The 15,466-nt window shown below is 69.7% G+C and carries 21 protein-coding genes; 12 read left to right on the forward strand and 9 right to left on the reverse strand.

Going from position 1 to position 15,466, the window contains the following annotated elements; all coding sequences use genetic code 11:
- Positions 1-885 (forward strand): L,D-transpeptidase family protein (locus VEC04_RS02850; protein WP_324773655.1); only part of this gene is annotated, 885 nt, incomplete at its 5' end.
- Positions 886-888: 3 nt separating this feature from the next.
- Here VEC04_RS02850 and VEC04_RS02855 read toward each other — a convergent pair.
- Together VEC04_RS02855 and VEC04_RS02860 are read right to left on the reverse strand one after the other, a co-directional pair.
- Positions 889-1,401, reverse strand: a complete 513-nt coding sequence (locus tag VEC04_RS02855) for a DUF1465 family protein (protein WP_414642639.1) — start codon at positions 1,399-1,401, stop codon at positions 889-891.
- A 111-nt stretch (positions 1,402-1,512) separates the two neighbouring features.
- Positions 1,513-1,716: a DUF1192 domain-containing protein gene (locus VEC04_RS02860; protein ID WP_324773659.1), complete on the reverse strand. Its 204-nt coding sequence runs from the start codon at positions 1,714-1,716 to the stop codon at positions 1,513-1,515.
- 81 nt (positions 1,717-1,797) lie between these two features.
- Between VEC04_RS02860 and VEC04_RS02865 the strand changes: the two genes are divergently transcribed.
- Positions 1,798-2,769 carry an NAD(P)H-quinone oxidoreductase gene (locus VEC04_RS02865; RefSeq protein ID WP_324773661.1) on the forward strand — a complete coding sequence of 324 codons (972 nt, stop codon included), beginning with the start codon at positions 1,798-1,800 and terminating at the stop codon, positions 2,767-2,769.
- Here the strand turns inward: VEC04_RS02865 and VEC04_RS02870 are convergent.
- On the reverse strand, positions 2,766-3,362 hold the full coding sequence (locus VEC04_RS02870; protein ID WP_324773663.1) for a beta/gamma crystallin-related protein: 597 nt from the start codon (positions 3,360-3,362) through the stop codon (positions 2,766-2,768). The two genes, VEC04_RS02865 and VEC04_RS02870, sit on opposite strands and share 4 nt — an antisense overlap.
- Positions 3,363-3,585: 223 nt before the next feature.
- Between VEC04_RS02870 and VEC04_RS02875 the strand changes: the two genes are divergently transcribed.
- Complete coding sequence (locus VEC04_RS02875) at positions 3,586-4,263, forward strand: DUF1013 domain-containing protein (RefSeq protein WP_324773665.1); 678 nt, start codon at positions 3,586-3,588, stop codon at positions 4,261-4,263.
- A gap of 58 nt (positions 4,264-4,321) precedes the next feature.
- Here the strand turns inward: VEC04_RS02875 and VEC04_RS02880 are convergent, their stop codons facing one another.
- The gene (locus tag VEC04_RS02880; RefSeq protein ID WP_324773667.1) at positions 4,322-4,495 is read right to left on the reverse strand and encodes a YdcH family protein; all 174 of its coding nucleotides are present in this window, start codon (positions 4,493-4,495) and stop codon (positions 4,322-4,324) included.
- A 116-nt stretch (positions 4,496-4,611) separates the two neighbouring features.
- Between VEC04_RS02880 and VEC04_RS02885 the strand changes: the two genes are divergently transcribed.
- From VEC04_RS02885 to VEC04_RS02900, 4 genes are read left to right on the forward strand one after another with little or no spacing between them, the layout of a single operon-like run.
- Positions 4,612-5,238, forward strand: coding sequence for a UbiX family flavin prenyltransferase (locus VEC04_RS02885; RefSeq protein ID WP_324773668.1), 627 nt, complete (start codon positions 4,612-4,614; stop codon positions 5,236-5,238).
- Complete coding sequence (locus tag VEC04_RS02890; RefSeq protein ID WP_324773669.1) at positions 5,235-5,711, forward strand: TIGR02444 family protein; 477 nt, start codon at positions 5,235-5,237, stop codon at positions 5,709-5,711. Before VEC04_RS02885 ends, VEC04_RS02890 begins: the two co-directional genes overlap by 4 nt.
- Before the next feature lie 37 nt (positions 5,712-5,748).
- On the forward strand, positions 5,749-5,973 hold the full coding sequence (locus VEC04_RS02895) for a YdcH family protein (RefSeq protein ID WP_324773670.1): 225 nt from the start codon (positions 5,749-5,751) through the stop codon (positions 5,971-5,973).
- A gap of 58 nt (positions 5,974-6,031) precedes the next feature.
- Complete coding sequence (locus tag VEC04_RS02900; RefSeq protein WP_324773672.1) at positions 6,032-7,003, forward strand: MBL fold metallo-hydrolase; 972 nt, start codon at positions 6,032-6,034, stop codon at positions 7,001-7,003.
- A gap of 7 nt (positions 7,004-7,010) precedes the next feature.
- Here VEC04_RS02900 and VEC04_RS02905 read toward each other — a convergent pair whose 3' ends face one another.
- On the reverse strand, positions 7,011-7,574 hold the full coding sequence (locus tag VEC04_RS02905) for a GGDEF domain-containing protein (protein ID WP_324773673.1): 564 nt from the start codon (positions 7,572-7,574) through the stop codon (positions 7,011-7,013).
- A gap of 125 nt (positions 7,575-7,699) precedes the next feature.
- Between VEC04_RS02905 and purE the strand changes: the two genes are divergently transcribed.
- Both purE and VEC04_RS02915 read left to right on the forward strand, forming a co-directional pair.
- The gene (purE, locus tag VEC04_RS02910) at positions 7,700-8,191 is read left to right on the forward strand and encodes a 5-(carboxyamino)imidazole ribonucleotide mutase (protein WP_324773674.1); all 492 of its coding nucleotides are present in this window, start codon (positions 7,700-7,702) and stop codon (positions 8,189-8,191) included.
- Positions 8,192-9,265: a 5-(carboxyamino)imidazole ribonucleotide synthase gene (locus VEC04_RS02915; RefSeq protein WP_324773675.1), complete on the forward strand. Its 1,074-nt coding sequence runs from the start codon at positions 8,192-8,194 to the stop codon at positions 9,263-9,265.
- On the opposite strand, the gene VEC04_RS02920 is transcribed toward VEC04_RS02915, so the two are convergent.
- Both VEC04_RS02920 and VEC04_RS02925 read right to left on the reverse strand, forming a co-directional pair.
- A complete protein-coding gene (locus tag VEC04_RS02920; RefSeq protein WP_324773677.1) occupies positions 9,262-9,996 on the reverse strand; it encodes a hypothetical protein in 735 nt (244 codons plus the stop codon). The genes VEC04_RS02915 and VEC04_RS02920 overlap by 4 nt on opposite strands.
- Before the next feature lie 20 nt (positions 9,997-10,016).
- The gene (locus VEC04_RS02925; RefSeq protein WP_324773679.1) at positions 10,017-10,691 is read right to left on the reverse strand and encodes a COQ9 family protein; all 675 of its coding nucleotides are present in this window, start codon (positions 10,689-10,691) and stop codon (positions 10,017-10,019) included.
- A 187-nt stretch (positions 10,692-10,878) separates the two neighbouring features.
- On the opposite strand from VEC04_RS02925, the gene rpsU reads away from it, so the two are divergent.
- On the forward strand, positions 10,879-11,133 hold the full coding sequence (gene rpsU, locus VEC04_RS02930) for a 30S ribosomal protein S21 (RefSeq protein WP_168049186.1): 255 nt from the start codon (positions 10,879-10,881) through the stop codon (positions 11,131-11,133).
- 136 nt (positions 11,134-11,269) lie between these two features.
- On the forward strand, positions 11,270-11,665 hold the full coding sequence (locus VEC04_RS02935) for a hypothetical protein (RefSeq protein ID WP_324773681.1): 396 nt from the start codon (positions 11,270-11,272) through the stop codon (positions 11,663-11,665).
- Here the strand turns inward: VEC04_RS02935 and VEC04_RS02940 are convergent.
- Positions 11,662-13,047: an ABC transporter permease gene (locus VEC04_RS02940; RefSeq protein ID WP_324773682.1), complete on the reverse strand. Its 1,386-nt coding sequence runs from the start codon at positions 13,045-13,047 to the stop codon at positions 11,662-11,664. The two genes, VEC04_RS02935 and VEC04_RS02940, sit on opposite strands and share 4 nt — an antisense overlap.
- Positions 13,044-14,000 (reverse strand): ABC transporter ATP-binding protein, encoded by a 957-nt coding sequence (locus tag VEC04_RS02945; protein WP_324773683.1) that lies wholly within the window; start codon positions 13,998-14,000, stop codon positions 13,044-13,046. The genes VEC04_RS02940 and VEC04_RS02945 overlap by 4 nt, the downstream gene beginning before the upstream one ends.
- 152 nt (positions 14,001-14,152) lie before the next feature.
- Between VEC04_RS02945 and VEC04_RS02950 the strand changes: the two genes are divergently transcribed.
- Positions 14,153-15,466: ATP-binding protein (locus VEC04_RS02950; RefSeq protein WP_324773685.1), on the forward strand; the 1,314-nt coding region annotated here is incomplete at its 3' end.

The following is a 15,466-nucleotide window of genomic DNA, read 5'->3' on the forward strand; positions in this document are numbered from 1 at the left end:
GCCCGCCTGGCCGGCATGGGCGCCTTCTACGGTCCCGAGCTGGTCGAGGCCGTCAAGGGCTTCCAGGTGCGCCACGGCCTCGCCGCCGACGGACGCATCGGGACCGGCACCCAGCGCTCGCTCTCGGCCTCGGCCGAGGACCGCGCGCGCCAGATCGCTCTCAACCTTGAGCGCCGCCGCTGGCTGAAGCGCGACCTCGCCCCCGAGCGCATCGAGGTCAACACCGCCGCCGCCATCATGGTCTACTGGAAGGACGGCAAGCCGGTGCACTCGAACCGCGTCGTCTGCGGCTCGCCGGCCAACCAGACGCCCAGCCTCGAGAAGCAGTTCGCCTCCGTGGTGGCCAATCCGCCCTGGTATGTCCCGGCCTCGATCGCCCGCAACGAGATCCTGCCCAAGGGCCCCGCCTATCTGGCGGCCAACAACATGTATATCTCGAACGGCACGGTCATCCAGCGCGCCGGCCCGACGGCGGCGCTCGGCTATGTGAAGTTCGAGCTGCGCGACAGCTACGCCATCTTCCTGCACGACACCCCGACCAAGTCGGCCTTCAACCTGGCCATGCGCCAGCGCAGCCATGGCTGCGTGCGGGTCCAGGACGCGGTCGACTTCGCCCGCCTGCTGCTGTCGCCCGATCCCGCCCTCCTGGCCCAGTTCGACGAGGCCCAGGACACCCGCGAGACCAAGCGCATCCAGACCGGCCGCGAGATCACCGTGCGCCTGCTCTACTGGACCGCCTTCGTCGACGGCCAGGGCCGCGTCGCCTTCCGCGAGGACGTCTACAGCCGCGACGAAAAGCTGGCCGACGCCCTCGGCATCGCCGTCAGCCTGCCCAAGCCGGTCGACGACGGCCGCGGCCGCGACGCCGGCGACGTCGGGCCGTAGGGCCTAGTTCCTGAACGCCGCCGCCAGCCGGTCGAGCTGGCTCTGCACAGGATTGACCGCCTCTTCCTCCGGCGCATCGAGATACATGCGGCGGTCGAGGTGCAGGACCCGGTCGTACAGCTTCTCGGCCCGCACCAGATACTCGACCAGGGCGATCGGCAGTTCCGGATGGGTCGGTTCGGTGTCGATCTTGCGGTCGGCGAGGCGGTAGCGGGCGTCGCACGCCGCCGTCGCCGACATGTCGCCCTCGCGCACCGCCCGCTGGACCAGCAGCCAGGACGCGATCTGCATCAGCCGGGTGGTCAGCTTCATGCTCTCCCCGGCGTAGGCCAGGGCCGTGGTGCGCGACAGCAGCTTGGATTCCCGCCGTCCGTCGCCGTCGAGATAGGCCGCGGTTTCCTCGACCAGCTCCATGCCTTCGCGGAAGGTGCGGTCGAACAGCTCCGACCGGGCGAAGTCGTCGACGACGGCCGCCCGGTTGCGTCCGGGGGAAGGGATGAGGTCGTCGCTGGGCATCAACTCGGTCAGACTCATGTGCAAGGCGCATCCGTATCACGGCCGGCACGGTTTCGCGCGGTGCATGAGCCGTCTGCAACGGCCATGCCAACCGGCTGATTCACTAAGGTTTCAGGAGCGGAAGTTGAACATGGCGTCGGCCGCGTTGCGTTGCGACGACTTGCCGTCGATCGCGGCTCGCGAACGCGCGATCTCCGCCTCCAGCCCGGCGATGCGTTCCTTGAGGTCCTCGACCGAATAGCCGTCCAGATCCTCGCGCGACAGGGCGATCAGGGGCGCTCCCCGCGCCGGACGGGGCTCCAGGTCTTCGAACATCGCCGCCTCCTTCTTGGCCAATCCACAGGCAAGCGTCTATCTGAACGCCCGGACAGGGACGATTGCAAGAACGGGGAGCCGATGCGGGCTGTCGAAATCACCGGCGGATCAGGCCCGGCCGAGGCCCTGACGCTCGTCGACAGGCCCGATCCGGTCGCCGGTCCGGGCCAGATTCGCATCCGCGTGCGCGCTGCCGGGGTGAACCGTCCCGACATCTTCCAGCGCCTCGGACGCTACCCGCCTCCGCCCGGCGCATCGGACATTCCCGGCCTCGAGGTCGCCGGCGAGGTCGACCAGGTCGGCGACGGCGCGATGCGCTGGGCCGTGGGCGACCGCGTCTGCGCCCTGCTCGGCGGCGGCGGCTATGCGGAGCATGCCGTAGTCGACGCCCGCCACGCCCTGCCCGTCCCGGACGGTCTCGACATGGTGCAGGCGGCGGCCCTGCCCGAGACGGTCTGCACCGTCTTCACCAACGTGTTCGAAGACGGCGCCCTCAAGGCCGGCGAGACCCTGCTGATCCACGGCGCCACCAGCGGCATCGGCGTTACGGCCATCCAGATGGCGAAAGCCGCCGGGGCCCGGGTGATCGCCACCTCCCGCGGCGGAGAGAAGGCCAGGGCGGCCCGCGCGCTCGGCGCCGACCTCAGCCTCGACGCCCGCGCCGACGATCTGGAGACCGCCATCACCGCCTTCGGCGGAGCCGACGTGGTGCTCGACATGGTCGGGGCCGACTACGCGGCGCTCAATGAGGCGGTGCTCAAGCTGTTCGGCCGCTGGGTGGTCATCGCCACTCTGTCCGGCGGCCGGGCCGAGATCGACCTGGGGCGGCTGATGATGAAGCGGATCGTGCTGACCGGCTCGACCCTGCGCGCCCGCCCGGCCGACGAGAAGGCGCGGCTGATCGCGGCGGTGGAAGCAACGGCCTGGCCGTGGGTGGCGGCGGGTCTGGTCCGGCCGCCAGTCGACGCCACTTTCCCGCTGGAACAGGCGTCGGCCGCCCACCTCAGGCTCGAGGCGGGCGACCACGTCGGCAAGATCGTGCTGACGGCCTAGCGGCGTCCGCCGCCCCGGACCGGGCGGAGCGAGGAAATCCGGTCGTTCATGCCATGCTGCTGCAGGTTCCAGACGTCGTCGCTGAACGTCCGGCACGTGCCGCGGAAATAGGCGTCGGTGCAGACCTCCCACGTGCCGCGGAACCGCATCGAACTGATGTTGTCGTTGAAGTCCGTCTCGCGCAGGTTCGGCATCGCGCCGCGGAAGCTGGTCGAGGCGCCGCGATACAGGGCGTCGCGATAGACGGTGATCTCGTTGCGCCGACCGCCGCCCCAGCCGCCCTCATCGTCGCCGCCGCCGCCCGGGCGGCCCTCATAGGTCCCCCGGTGCGGACCGCAGACCAGCAGGCCGTTGTCATTGCGAATCTCGTAGTCGGAGCAGCGGTTCAGCTCGATGGACGTGCCGCGGATATTGCCGCGCCGGTCCCGGCAGTCCGCATAGAGCCGGCCGCGATTGACGTATGCGCCGCTGCAGCTGTCGCGGTAGTCGCCGCGCGGGGCGACGCGTTCCTGGCCGCCCGGCGCGTAGGGCGCGGCTTCCTGCGAGAGGCCGCCGGACATCATGGTCATGGCGGCAAGGGTTTCGATCAGCATGTGTCCCTCCATCGGGCTTTCATCGACGCACAACGCGTTCGTGGAGGCACTGTTCAGCTTCGCGGATGAACCTTGGCTGTATGGCGTTGTCGGCTTTCGTTTTCTTTTGCCGCGAATGGGCCTATATCGGTGACCTCCGCGCCCGGCCGAAAGGTCGGGCGCCGTCGTATCCGGAACCCGCCCCGGCCCGGGCCAGCGGGCTGAAAAAGAAGCAAAGACGCTCATGACCGACATCCTGATGCCCAAGGCCACCGCGGTCTGGCTGGTCGACAACACCTCCCTCACCTTCGAGCAGATCGCCGACTTCTGCGGCCTGCATCCGCTGGAAGTGCGCGGCATCGCCGACGGCGACGTGGCCCGCGACATCCGCGGCGCCGATCCGCTGGTCAACGGCCAGCTGACGCGCGAGGAGCTGGACAAGGCCCAGAACGACGAAAACTACCGCATGCAGGCCGTGGTCAGCCGCCACGCCGAGCTTATGAAGAGCCACAAGCCGGCGCCGAAATACACGCCGGTGTCGCGCCGTCAGGACCGCCCCGACGCCATCGCGTGGTTCGTGCGCAACCACCCGGAAGTCACGGACGCGCAGATCGCCAAGCTGCTCGGCACCACCAAGTCGACCATCGAGAGCGTGCGCAACCGCACCCACTGGAACAGCGCCAACATCAAGCCGGTCGATCCGGTGACGCTGGGTCTGGTCGGCCAGCTGGCCCTGGACGAGCTGGTCCGCAAGGCCGCCGAGAAGAAGGCGAGGGACGACGCCAAGAAGGGCGGCGCCACCCTGCAGCCCGCCGACGCCGCGGAGACCGCCGAGCCGGCCGAGCCGGAGTTCGTGCCCGAAGCCCGCGAGCGCCGCGGGGCCGAGCCGACCGCCGAATCGGTCTTCGGCCGCAAGGACTGACGAAAACGGCCCCGGAGATCATCTCCGGGGCCGTCGTCTTTTCATTCGGGAGGCGGAGCTAGTGGGCTCGCGCCTCCAGACTGGTGATCTGTTCCTTGAGCCGGAGCTTCTGCTGCTTGAGCTCCCTTACGCGAAGCGAGTCCGCCGCCGGGTGGGTCATTTCGCGCTGGATGATCTGGTCCAGCATGCGGTGACGATTTCCCAGTTCGCGGATACGAGCTTCGATGGTCATGGCTTGCGCCTCCATGTCTAAGGGACCACTAGATTGAGCGCCCGGCTTGACCGGCTGTGGAATCACTTTCCGGTGAGCCCGCCGGCTATCCGGACCCGCCGACTCTGGACTCGAATATGGCCGATGATGTGAACGGAGCCGTACGGAGGACCTCGCCTTCGCAGCCCCGCCGTCTGGTCGTCGGGATTTCCGGAGCCTCCGGCGTGACCTACGGCGTCCGGGCGCTGGAGGCGCTGCGCGAACTGGGGATCGAGAGCCACCTCGTCGTCACCCGCGCCGCCCTGCTGACGCTGTCGCAGGAGACCGATCTGTCGGCCGACGACCTGACCGGCCGCGCCGACGTGACGCACCGGCTCAATGACGTCGGGGCCTCGATCGCCTCGGGCTCGTTCCGGACCATGGGCATGATCGTCGCGCCCTGCTCGGTACGGACCATGAGCGAGATCGCCACCGGCGTGACCTCCACCCTGCTGACCCGCGCCGCAGACGTCGTTCTGAAGGAGCGACGGACGCTGGTGCTGATGGTGCGCGAGACGCCGCTGCACCTCGGTCACCTGCGCACCATGGCGGCCCTGACCGAGATGGGCGCCATCATCGCCCCGCCGCTGCCCGCCTTCTACGCCAGGCCAGCGTCCATCGAGGAGATGGTCGACCAGTCCGTCGGCCGGGCGCTGGACCTGTTCGGCCTCGAATGGTCCGGCGTGAAGCGCTGGGCCGGCCTGAAAGCCGCGACGCAGGAATGACTCCGGACGAGCCGCTTTGGGACTGGGCGGTGCACGCCTACGGCTCGGTCGGCGTGGAGGACGCCTGCCTGCACCTGCAGGACGCCGCCGGGCAGAACGCGCCCCTGCTGCTCTGGGCCGCCTGGGCTGCGCGCTCCGGGCGGGATCCCGACGCCGACACGCTGGAGGCGGCCTGCGATGTCGCCCGGGCCTGGCAGGAGGCGGCTGTCGCGCCGCTCAGGGAAATCCGGCGCCGACTCAAGGGTCGCAATCCTGATCTCGATGACGCCGACCGGGAGGCCGTGCGGCTTCAGGTCAAGGCCGTGGAGCTGGAGGCGGAGCGTCGCCTGCTGGCGGCGCTGGAGAGACTCTCCCCGCCGGCTGCGGGTCCGCCGCGGCCGGTGCTGGAGGCCTTGATCGCAGTCGCCCGCCGGTGGTCGCCGATGACGCCGCGGTCGGGTCTGATCCAGCTCGCCGAACGCCTTCCGGCCTGAGCCGGCGCGGGGTATAAGCCCGGCTCCGGGGTCCGACATGAACGACGACGATCCATTTCTGACCGAGGAGGAGCGGGCGCTTCACGCCCGCCTCAAGGAACTGCGCCAGGAGCATGCCGACCTCGACGCCTCCATCGAGGCCCTGTTGCGGATGCCGCTTCCCGACCAGCTGAGGATCGCCCGGCTGAAGCGCAAGAAGCTGATCCTGCGCGACGAGATCGTGAAGATCGAGGCGATCGTGCTGCCCGACATCATCGCCTGACGGCGCGGACCGGCGAACGTGCTAGGCTGAGGAACACGGTTGTTCAGGCAAGGCACACATGCGCCCTCTCCTCCTCGCCCTTGCGTGCCTTCTGACCGTCCATGGAGCCGCTCTCGCGGACCCGGCGAGGGCGCAGGAGCCCGTCATCACGGTGACGCTGCTGGGCACCGGCGCCCCGCCTCCGCTGGCGGACCGATTCGGTCCGGCGACCCTCGTCCAGGCCGGAGGACAGGTCCTGCTGTTCGACGCCGGTCGGGGGGCGACGATCCGCCTCCTGCAGCTGGAGGTTCCCGGCTCGGCCCTGACAGCGACATTTCTCACCCACCTGCACTCGGACCACGTCGTCGGACTCCCGGACCTCTGGCTTACGGGTTGGCTGCGCGGCGCCCATGGCGGCCGTTCGGAGCCGTTCCGCCTCGTGGGCCCCCCGGGGACCGTGGCGATGGCGGCCAGCCTGGAGCAGGCGTTCGCCGCCGACATCGGATACCGCTTGACCCAGGGCCTGCCTCCCGCCGGCGGCCGGATCGCGGCTCAAGAGTTTGACCACGAGGGCGTGGTCCATGACCTGGACGGTCTGCGTGTCACCGCCTTCCGGGTCGACCACGGGCGAGCGGTGGATCAGGCATTCGGCTATCGCATCGACTACTCGGGGCGGTCGGTGGTCATCTCTGGCGACGCCCGCCCGAGCGAAGCCGTCGTCCGGTTCGCCGAGGGCGCCGATCTCCTGATCCACGAGGTGGCCTTTGCCAGCGACGAGGCGGAAGCCGCAGTACCCGGCGTAGCCCTCATTCTCGCCACCCACACCCGTCCGCGCGAGGCTGGCCGGATATTCGCCGCCGCTCGCCCCGGCATGGCGGTCTACAGTCACATCGTGCGCCCGGCTATCGGCGGCTTCGAGTGGGCGCCGATGTCGGACCTGATCGACCAGACGCGCGAGACCTACGACGGGCCGTTGACTCTGGGCGCCGATCTGACCGCCTTCGACATCTCGGCTGACGGGGTAGTCACCGTGCGGACTCCGCCGCCGTAAGCGGGCTCTAGCGCCCCTTCTTGCGCACCCACATCGCGGCGTCGGCTTCGGCGAGCCAGACTTCCGGATCAGTGTGGGCGGCGAAGGCGCGGACGCCGAACGAGCCGCCGAGGCCGGCCGAGCGGCCCTCCCATTCGAACGGCGCCTCCTCGAGCGCGGCGGCCAGCTTGCGGGCCTTCTCGCGGCCTTCCTCCAGACCGGCGTTGAGCATCAGCAAGCCGAACTCGTCGCCGCCCAGCCGCCCCACCGCGTCCGACTCGCGCAGATTGGCGCGCATCATCTCGGCGACATGAACCAGGGCGGCGTCGCCGGCGGCGTGGCCGAGGCTGTCGTTGACGCCCTTGAAGCCGTCGAGGTCGAGGTAGAGCAGCACGGCGGGCACGTCATGGCGCTGGCAGAAGGCCATGGCGCTCCTCATGGCGGCGACGAAGCCGCGCCGGTTCAGGGCCGGCGTCAGCACGTCGTGATCGGCCGCCGCCTCGGCCGCCTCGGCGCGACGGCGCAGGGTCTCGACTTCGGCGCGAAGCCGCTCGATCTCGGCGATGGGGTCGATGACGGCCGCGTCGGTCACAGGCGAAAAAAGCTCCCCGGCCAGCGACTCACCATGCTCCGGCCGGTTCCGAGCCTAACGCGGTCGGTTGCGGGCGCAACGCGAGTCCTGTATCGCGCCGCTTTCGTCGGAAAGGGCTGCGACTCATGACGACCGCAACGCCACCCGTGGCGATCATCATGGGCAGCCGCTCGGACTGGCCGACGATGAAGCACGCCGCCGACGCGCTGGACCGGCTCGGCGTAGCCTGGGAGGCGAAGGTCGTCAGCGCGCACCGCACCCCGAAACGCCTGTTCGACTTCGCCACCGGGGCGCGCGCCGCGGGCTACAAGGTGATCATCGCCGGCGCCGGCGGGGCCGCCCACCTGCCCGGCATGGCCGCCTCGATGACCGAACTCCCGGTGCTGGGCGTGCCTGTCGAATCCAAGGCCCTCAAGGGCATGGACAGCCTGCTCTCGATCGCCCAGATGCCGGGCGGTGTGCCCGTGGCCACGCTGGCCATCGGCGAGCCCGGTGCGAGGAACGCCGGCATCCTCGCCGCCCAGATCCTTGCGCTGTCGGACGAGGTGCTGGCCGGACGGCTGGCTGCCTTCCGCGAGGCCCAGACCGAAGCGGTCCACGAGACGGTCGAGGACTGAGTGACGCCGCTTCCTCCTGGATCGACCATCGGCATCCTCGGCGGCGGCCAGCTGGGCCGGATGCTCAGCCAGGCGGCCTCGCGGCTCGGCTTCAATGTCGTCATCCTCGATCCAGAAGAGAACAGCCCCGCCGGGCGGGTCTCCCAGGGCCAGATCGTCGCCGCCTATGACGACCCGACGGCCCTGACCGTGCTGGGCCGGGTGGCCCAGGCGGTGACCTTCGAATTCGAGAACGTCCCCGCCGCCTCGGTGGCGACCCTTGCCGAGGGCGGCGCCCTCGTCGCCCCCGGACCGAAGGCCCTGGCCGTGGCCCAGGACCGGGTCGAGGAGAAGACCTTCCTCAACAGCGTCGGCGCCACCACCGTGGATTTCGCCCCGGTCGACGGCCTCGACGATCTGATCGCCGGTCTGGAACGCCTCGGGACGCACGCCCTGCTGAAGACCCGGCGCGAGGGTTACGACGGCAAGGGTCAGGTCTGGATCCGCTCGGCGAAGATGGCCGCCGACGCCTGGCATGCAATCGGCGAGCGCCCCGCCATCCTTGAAGCCAGGGCCGACTTCACCCGCGAGCTGTCGGTCATCGCCGCCCGGGGCCGCGACGGCAGGATCGCCGTCTATCCGCTGGGCGAGAACATCCACAAGGGCGGCGTCCTGAAGACCACCCTAGCCCCCGCCGCGGTCGATACGAAGACGGAGAAGCGGGCCAGGGCCATCGCCAGGGCCATTCTGGAGGGCCTCGACTACGTCGGCGTGCTCGGCGTCGAACTGTTCGATCTCGGCGGCGGCGAGCTGATGGTCAACGAGATCGCGCCCCGCGTCCACAACACCGGCCACTGGACCCAGGACGGCTGCGTCTGCGACCAGTTCGAACAGCACATCCGCGCCATCGCCGGCTGGCCGCTGGGCCCGACGACGGCCCACGCCCGCGTCGAGATGACCAATCTGCTCGGCGACGAGGTCGAGCAGTGGAAGACGCTGTCTGGCAAGCCCGACATGCGTCTCCACCTCTACGGCAAGGCTGAGGCCCGCCCCGGCCGCAAGATGGGCCATGTGAACCGGGTGAAGTCGCTCTAGGGCTTCAAGACGCGGTCAAGGATGTCTTGGATAGCGTCGTCCGCGGCTCGCATCTCGTTCACGAGCGGCTTGACGCCCAGTCTTGCCGAGTAGGGCATCTCCCCACGGTTGCCGTAGATCACGCACACCAGATGTTCCCAGGGCACGTAGGTGGAGGCCGGGTTCTCGAACTCGAACCCCTCCTCCATGTCACACGCGACGAAGAGCGGCCCCCCGTCGCGGGACGTCGCTGTGCGGGAGATCAGGACCAGCGTTGGAAACCGCTGCTCTTCCCGAAGTCCGCCAGTGCACCACACGTGTAGGTCGCCCGTATGACAGCCCCCCTCGTCGCGCCACCGCAAGACCTCCTCGTCCGGCGCAAAACGAGGCCCGCCCAGCATCAGGCCGTGGGGAAGCGACGGCGTCCCAGAGGCGATGCTCAGAACCGCGAGTTCCGTCGATGCTTCAGCGCACCCGGCATTGGCGGGCAGAAGAAATTCTGCGGTCTCGAAGTCGTGGGGTGGCTCTCCAGCGAACTTCAGCTCTCGCGGCAAGAAAACCTTTACAGACGCCTTCGGGATCTCGATCGCCTGTCCGGCGATGACAAAGTGCGCCATCTCAGTAGACCTGTCGGCGCAATCCTGTATCGGCAGAACCGAGCCTTCGAAATAGGTGCCGGGGCGGGTCATTTGCACCTGGATCGTGGGCGTTTCCTGCGGCGCCGCCAGCAACGCCAGAACCAGACTCAGCATGCGGCCTCCCCCCGAAGCGACTAACTCTTCGCCCCGTACCGCACCCGGCTCAGCGTGTCTGCCACCTTGCGCAGCGGCGCGTCGAAATCCTTGCCGGCCTTCCACTTCTCGAAGGCCATGACGTTGTCGATGCGGCGCGCGACGAAGGCCTCCGCCGCCTCCCGCCCGTCGAACCAGCGCAGGGTCAGGGCCGGGATCAGGATGCCCGACAGGATCGCCCGCTTGGAATAGTGGTTCCAGTCCGTCGCCGTGTCGCCGGCCCAGTTCCACAGCAGGTCGGCCGTCTCCCACGCGAGCTGCAGGCCGAGATCGACATTGGTCGGCAGGGCCAGAAAGGCGGCGCAGCGGCGCGTCGCCTCCAGATCGGCGACCCCCGCCTCCATCCGGGCCGAGACGGCGCGGGCGATTCGCTCGCGGATCTTCAGCGACTTCGGATCGATCTCCGCCAGCGACGCCATCGCCCGGTCGTCGTGCCGCCGCGACAGCAGGGCGGCCAGATCGCGCGCGCCGTTGGGAAACAGCAGCTCCTCGTCCCCGAGCGACAGCCCCTCAGCCTCGCAGGCCGCCCGAACCATGCGCCCGTTCCAGCCCAGCGCCGGCGCGCGCTCGACGGCGGCGTCCAGCACCGTCTGCTCCATGCGGTCTGCCCAGTCACCCTTGGGCGGGTCGTTCGACAGGTGTGGCGCCTCGGTCATCCGGCCAGCATAAGCCCGTCGGGCGGGCGTTTCGAGCCTTCACATCTTGCCGCGACGATCTGGACAGCGCGGGGCCGCTCGTGTATCAGCCCGCCTTCACTCGCGGACCCCGTTCGCCGAGGAAGATTTTTATTTGTCTGCCCGTCTCCCTCACAGGACGCGGCGGGCGGCCAAAGGAGAGTTCAACCTGGTACAGATTTTCGTTCGCGATAATAACGTCGATCAAGCGCTGAAGGCCCTCAAGAAGAAGATGCAGCGCGAAGGCAGCTTCCGCGAGATGAAGCGCCACGTGCACTACGAGAAGCCCTCGGAGAAGCGCGCCCGCCAGAAGGCCGAGGCCGTGCGCCGCGCCCGCAAGCTGGCCCGCAAGCGCGCCCAGCGCGAAGGCCTGCTGCCGCCGCCGAAGCCCCGCGTCCCGGGCGCCGGTCCGGCCCGCGGCTAAAGCCGACGTCCGAACAGAAGATCAAAGGCCGCCCCGGGGAACCGGAGCGGCCTTTTTCATGTCCGCCGCCGGGTTTTCCGCCCCTCGCCGCGCCCGCTATGCTGCGGGTCCCCGGATCGAAGACGTAGAGGCTCTGATGGCTCGCTGGACGCTGACGATATCGTCTCTCTACCTCGCCATGATCGGCCTGGCGCTGATGGTCCTGCCCCTGAAGTTCGGCGTCGGCGCGGTCCCCGCGGACGCCTCGCCGGAACTTCTCGCCCTGCTGAGGCTGCTGGGCGGCCCATTCCTCGGCATCGCGGTGCTGAACGCGCTGTCGCGTCGCGCTCCTCCCGGAGACTGGTTGCGGACCGTGCTCGTCGCCAACGCCGTCGGCTTCGGAGCCGTCGCGCTCAACGACGTCCACGGCGTGGCGACGGGCGAGGCGCGCGAGCTGGCCAGGATGTTCCTGGTGGTCCACCTCGCCTTCGCCCTGGCCTTCCTGACGGCGCTGCTCCGCGGCCGGCGCGCCGGGTCCCCGGCGGGGGCCTAGCGCCCCCGGCCGATCGCGCTCGCGAACGCCTTCCAGCTCAGCTTCACGTCCGACAGGGCGCCCGCCCGGAATGCCCGGCCGGCGATCCAGACCATCAGCAGGGCGAAGGCGAACATGCCGCCCATGGTGCCGACGATTTCGATCAGCGGCGGCTCCGACGGCGCGCGGGCGCTCATCAGAAAGGGCGTGAAGAACGGCACCCACGACATGATCTGGACGATCGGCGCATCGGGGGTGCGGATCGCCATCTGCATGACCAGCAGCGGCACGACCAGGATCATCATGATCGGCCCCATCAGGGTCTGGGCGTCGCGCGGCGTCTCGCAGAAGGCGCCGATGGCCGCGAACAGCACCGCGTACATCAGATAACCGCCGACGGCGTAGATGGCGAAATAGAACAGCAGACCGCTGTGGATCAGGACCTCGCCGATCATCGGCGCGTACTGCGGCAGGCCCGCGATCAGCCCCGCCGCGCCAATCCCGCCCCACGCCAGCAGCACGGTCACGGTCAGCAGGGCCACGCCCAGCACCTTGCCGGTCAGGATCTCCGTCGCCGAGGCCGACGACAGCAGCACCTCGAGGATCTTGTTCGACTTCTCCTCCATCACGCTGTTCAGCAGGATCGAGGCTCCGGTGATGATCAGCGACCAGAGCAGGAAACCGGAGAGCAGGCCGATGATGCCAGGCAACTCGTCGCGGAACGAGGTCTCGCCGCCGCTGGCCGAGTTCGGCGACAGCGTCTTCACCTCGGGCTCGAAACGGTCGGTCGACTCCACCACCGCCACGTCGATGCCGACCGACTGGAAGACCTCGCGCCGGCTGGTCTCCTTCAGCGCGCGCTCGACGAAATTGCCGACCGAGCCGTCCGACGCCCGCCGGGTCCACACCCGGGCGCTGGGCTTCCCGTCGATCCGGTCCAGCAGCACGACCGAGTCGAGCTGCTGCGCCTCCGGAACCTCCTCGCCGAGATAGCGGCGAACGAGCTGCTCCCGCGCCTCTCCGGGAGCGGAGGCCGCCAGGTCCGCCGGCGGCGTGACGATGGTCATCTTCAGGCCGTCCAGCTGGCTCAGGGCGGCCCCGGCGGCCGAGGCCCCGGGCTTGCCTCCGGCCTTTTCGGCCTCGGCCTCCGCCTGGCGGCGGCGCTCGTCGCGGCGGTCCTTCTCCTGCTGCAGGGCGCTCTGGACGGCGGCGGCGAGACCGGACGCCTGCGGCCCCTCCTCCAGCACCACCACCTCGCGGATCGGCTCGCTGGTCTTCATCAGGATCGGAATGGCGCCGCCCAGCACGGCGAACAGCGGAAACGCCAGCAGCGACAGCCAGAAGCCGACGGTCTTGGCGTAGGCGGCGAACTCGCGCCGCGCGATCAGCAGGGTGCGTTTCATCGGGCGGCCTCCGCGGCTTTGACGGACTGGTCCTGATCGGGGTTGTCGCCGGTCAGACCGATGAAGGCGTCGTGCAGGCTCGGCTCGCGCAGTTCGAAGCGGCGCACGTCGAGGCCGTTCAGGAAGGCGGCCTTCAGCGCGTCCTGCCCCCGGCCTCCCGAAACCAGCGCGGCCTTGAGCACGCGCACCCCGCCGGCGTCCGACATGATCTCGACGCCGCTGACGCCGGGCAGCCCCGCCGCCTGTTCCGGCGCGATCTCGCCCTCCAGCTCGAGGAAACGCGGCGTCGTGGCGCGGGCCTCGGCCACCGTGCCCTCGAAGGCCTTCCTGCCCCGGGCCAGCAACACGACCTTGTCGCACAGCCGCTCGGCGTGCTGCATCACATGGGTCGAGAACAGCACGGTGGCGCCGTCGGCGGCGAGGCCGCGGATCATCGCCTCCAGCCCCTGCTGGTTGACCGGGTCGAGGCCCGAGAAGGGCTCGTCGAGGATCACGAACTCGGGCCGGTGCACGACCGAGGCGATCAGCTGCACCTTCTGGGACATGCCCTTGGACAGCTCCTTCATCTTCTTGCGCTTGGAGGCGCCGAGGCCCTGGGCGTCCAGCATCTCGCGGGCCCGGCGGCGGCCCTCGCCCGTCGGCAGGCCCTTCAGGGCGCCGAAGAAGGCGATGGCGTCGACCGGCGTCATCTTCTTGTAGAGGCCGCGCTCCTCGGGGAGGAAGCCGATGCGGTCGCGCACCTTGCGGCCGTCGTCGGCGCCGAGAATGGTGATCCGCCCCGCGCTCGCCGGCTGCAGGCCCAGGATCATGCGAATGGTCGAGGTCTTGCCCGCCCCGTTCGGGCCGAGGAAGCCGCAGATGGAGCCCTTCTCGACCTGGAAGCTGAGGTCGCGGACGGCCTGGAAGTCGCCGTAGCGCTTGCTGACCCCCTCAAGCGTCAATGCCGCTGTCATATGCCCTCCCCCGGACTCCGGTACGTCTCGGCATTGGTAGGTCTGTAAAGGGTGTTTGACAACACCCGGCCGCGCCTCCATCCGTGCCTTTGTCGTGAATTCCGTGTCATGTTCGCGGGATAGAAGGCGGCGAACCCCGACCGGAACCCTGAATGCCCTACGATGTCTCGCCCTCGCCCGTCGCGCCGCAGGCTGGTTCACGTCTGTGGACGGCGGGGGCCAGCGCCGGGGTGGCCATCGCCGTCTTGCTGGGACTGGCCGCCTTGCGACCCGAACTGGCGTGGCCGCTGCTGGCCGGCGCGGCGCTGGTGGCGCTGGCGACCTGGGCGGTGAACCGGCGGCCGGGCGCGGGGACGCGGGCGGAGGCGGCGGCCTCCGACGCCGGGCCGGATCGGTCCACTGCGGATCCGGACCTGCTGGAGAGCCTGTTCGAGGGATTGGCGGATCCGGTGCTGGTGGTCTCGGGCGGCGAGGCCGACGACATCGGCGACCGGCGGGTGATGCTGGCCAATGCGGCGGCGCGCGAGCTTCTCAGGATTCCGCGCGAAGGCGGGCTGCTGGTCTCGGCCCTGCGCGATCCTGCGGTGCTGGAAGCCGTCGACGAGGCGCTGTTCGGCGGGCTGGAGCGGACCACCGACTACGCCGGCGTCGGGGCGCAGACGCGGCACTGGCGGGCCCTGACCCGGCCGCTGCCGCCCGCGGACGGCCGGTCGCTGGCGCTGGTCGTGCTGCGCGATGAGACCGAGGTCCGGCGCATGGAGCTGATGCGGGTCGATTTCCTCGCCAACGCCAGCCACGAACTGCGCACCCCCCTCGCCTCCCTGTCCGGCTTCATCGAGACGCTGAAAGGCCACGCCCGCGACGACCCCAAGGCGCGCGACAGATTCCTCGACATCATGGCGGCGCAGGCGGAGCGAATGGGCCGGCTGGTCGCCGACCTGCTCTCCCTGAGCCGGATCGAACTGAACGAGCACATCCCGCCGTCGGGCCGTGTCGATCTGGCCCGAGCGGCCTCGGACGTTATCGACGCCGTCAGCGTCCTGTCGGCAGAGCGCCAGGTTCGCGTGGTGCTTCAAGGCGGGGCGGCCAAGGCCCCGGTCCACGGCGACCGCGACGAGATCGTGCAGGTGGTCCAGAACCTGGTCGACAACGCCATCAAATATTCGGCCGCCGGGGATGTCGTCGATGTCGTGATCCAGCCGGCCGTGACGCTGGAGCAGGCCTCCGCGCCCTGGTCGGGCGGCAACCGGGGCGACGGCGCGACGCGGCTTCCGTTGGTCACGCCGGATCGCGAGCCCGGCCTTCGTTACGCGGCGGTGACGGTGCGCGATCACGGCCCCGGCATGGCGCGCGAGCACCTGCCGCGGCTGACGGAACGGTTCTACCGGGTCGAGGGCCAGAAGAGCGGCGAACGCTCCGGCACAGGTCTCGGCCTCGCCATCGTCAAGCACATCGTCAACCGCCAC

It is taken from the genome of Brevundimonas sp., assembly GCF_035626535.1.
In the GTDB taxonomy this organism is placed as follows: Bacteria; Pseudomonadota; Alphaproteobacteria; order Caulobacterales; family Caulobacteraceae; genus Brevundimonas.

Bases quoted from the DNA above. Each gene is read 5' to 3' on its own strand.
- VEC04_RS02900 (WP_324773672.1), top strand. From the start codon at position 6,032: ATGCGCCCTCTCCTCCTCGCCCTTGCGTGCCTTCTGACCGTCCATGGA.
- VEC04_RS02940 (WP_324773682.1), bottom strand. From the start codon at position 13,047: ATGAAACGCACCCTGCTGATCGCGCGGCGCGAGTTCGCCGCCTACGCC.
- VEC04_RS02945 (WP_324773683.1), bottom strand. From the start codon at position 14,000: ATGACAGCGGCATTGACGCTTGAGGGGGTCAGCAAGCGCTACGGCGAC.
- VEC04_RS02865 (WP_324773661.1), top strand. From the start codon at position 1,798: ATGCGGGCTGTCGAAATCACCGGCGGATCAGGCCCGGCCGAGGCCCTG.
- VEC04_RS02920 (WP_324773677.1), bottom strand. From the start codon at position 9,996: ATGCTGAGTCTGGTTCTGGCGTTGCTGGCGGCGCCGCAGGAAACGCCC.
- VEC04_RS02890 (WP_324773669.1), top strand. From the start codon at position 5,235: ATGACTCCGGACGAGCCGCTTTGGGACTGGGCGGTGCACGCCTACGGC.
- VEC04_RS02870 (WP_324773663.1), bottom strand. From the start codon at position 3,362: ATGCTGATCGAAACCCTTGCCGCCATGACCATGATGTCCGGCGGCCTC.
- VEC04_RS02925 (WP_324773679.1), bottom strand. From the start codon at position 10,691: ATGACCGAGGCGCCACACCTGTCGAACGACCCGCCCAAGGGTGACTGG.
- purE (WP_324773674.1), top strand. From the start codon at position 7,700: ATGACGACCGCAACGCCACCCGTGGCGATCATCATGGGCAGCCGCTCG.
- VEC04_RS02875 (WP_324773665.1), top strand. From the start codon at position 3,586: ATGACCGACATCCTGATGCCCAAGGCCACCGCGGTCTGGCTGGTCGAC.
- VEC04_RS02935 (WP_324773681.1), top strand. From the start codon at position 11,270: ATGGCTCGCTGGACGCTGACGATATCGTCTCTCTACCTCGCCATGATC.
- VEC04_RS02895 (WP_324773670.1), top strand. From the start codon at position 5,749: ATGAACGACGACGATCCATTTCTGACCGAGGAGGAGCGGGCGCTTCAC.
- VEC04_RS02880 (WP_324773667.1), bottom strand. From the start codon at position 4,495: ATGACCATCGAAGCTCGTATCCGCGAACTGGGAAATCGTCACCGCATG.
- VEC04_RS02855 (WP_414642639.1), bottom strand. From the start codon at position 1,401: ATGCCCAGCGACGACCTCATCCCTTCCCCCGGACGCAACCGGGCGGCC.
- VEC04_RS02885 (WP_324773668.1), top strand. From the start codon at position 4,612: ATGGCCGATGATGTGAACGGAGCCGTACGGAGGACCTCGCCTTCGCAG.
- VEC04_RS02860 (WP_324773659.1), bottom strand. From the start codon at position 1,716: ATGTTCGAAGACCTGGAGCCCCGTCCGGCGCGGGGAGCGCCCCTGATC.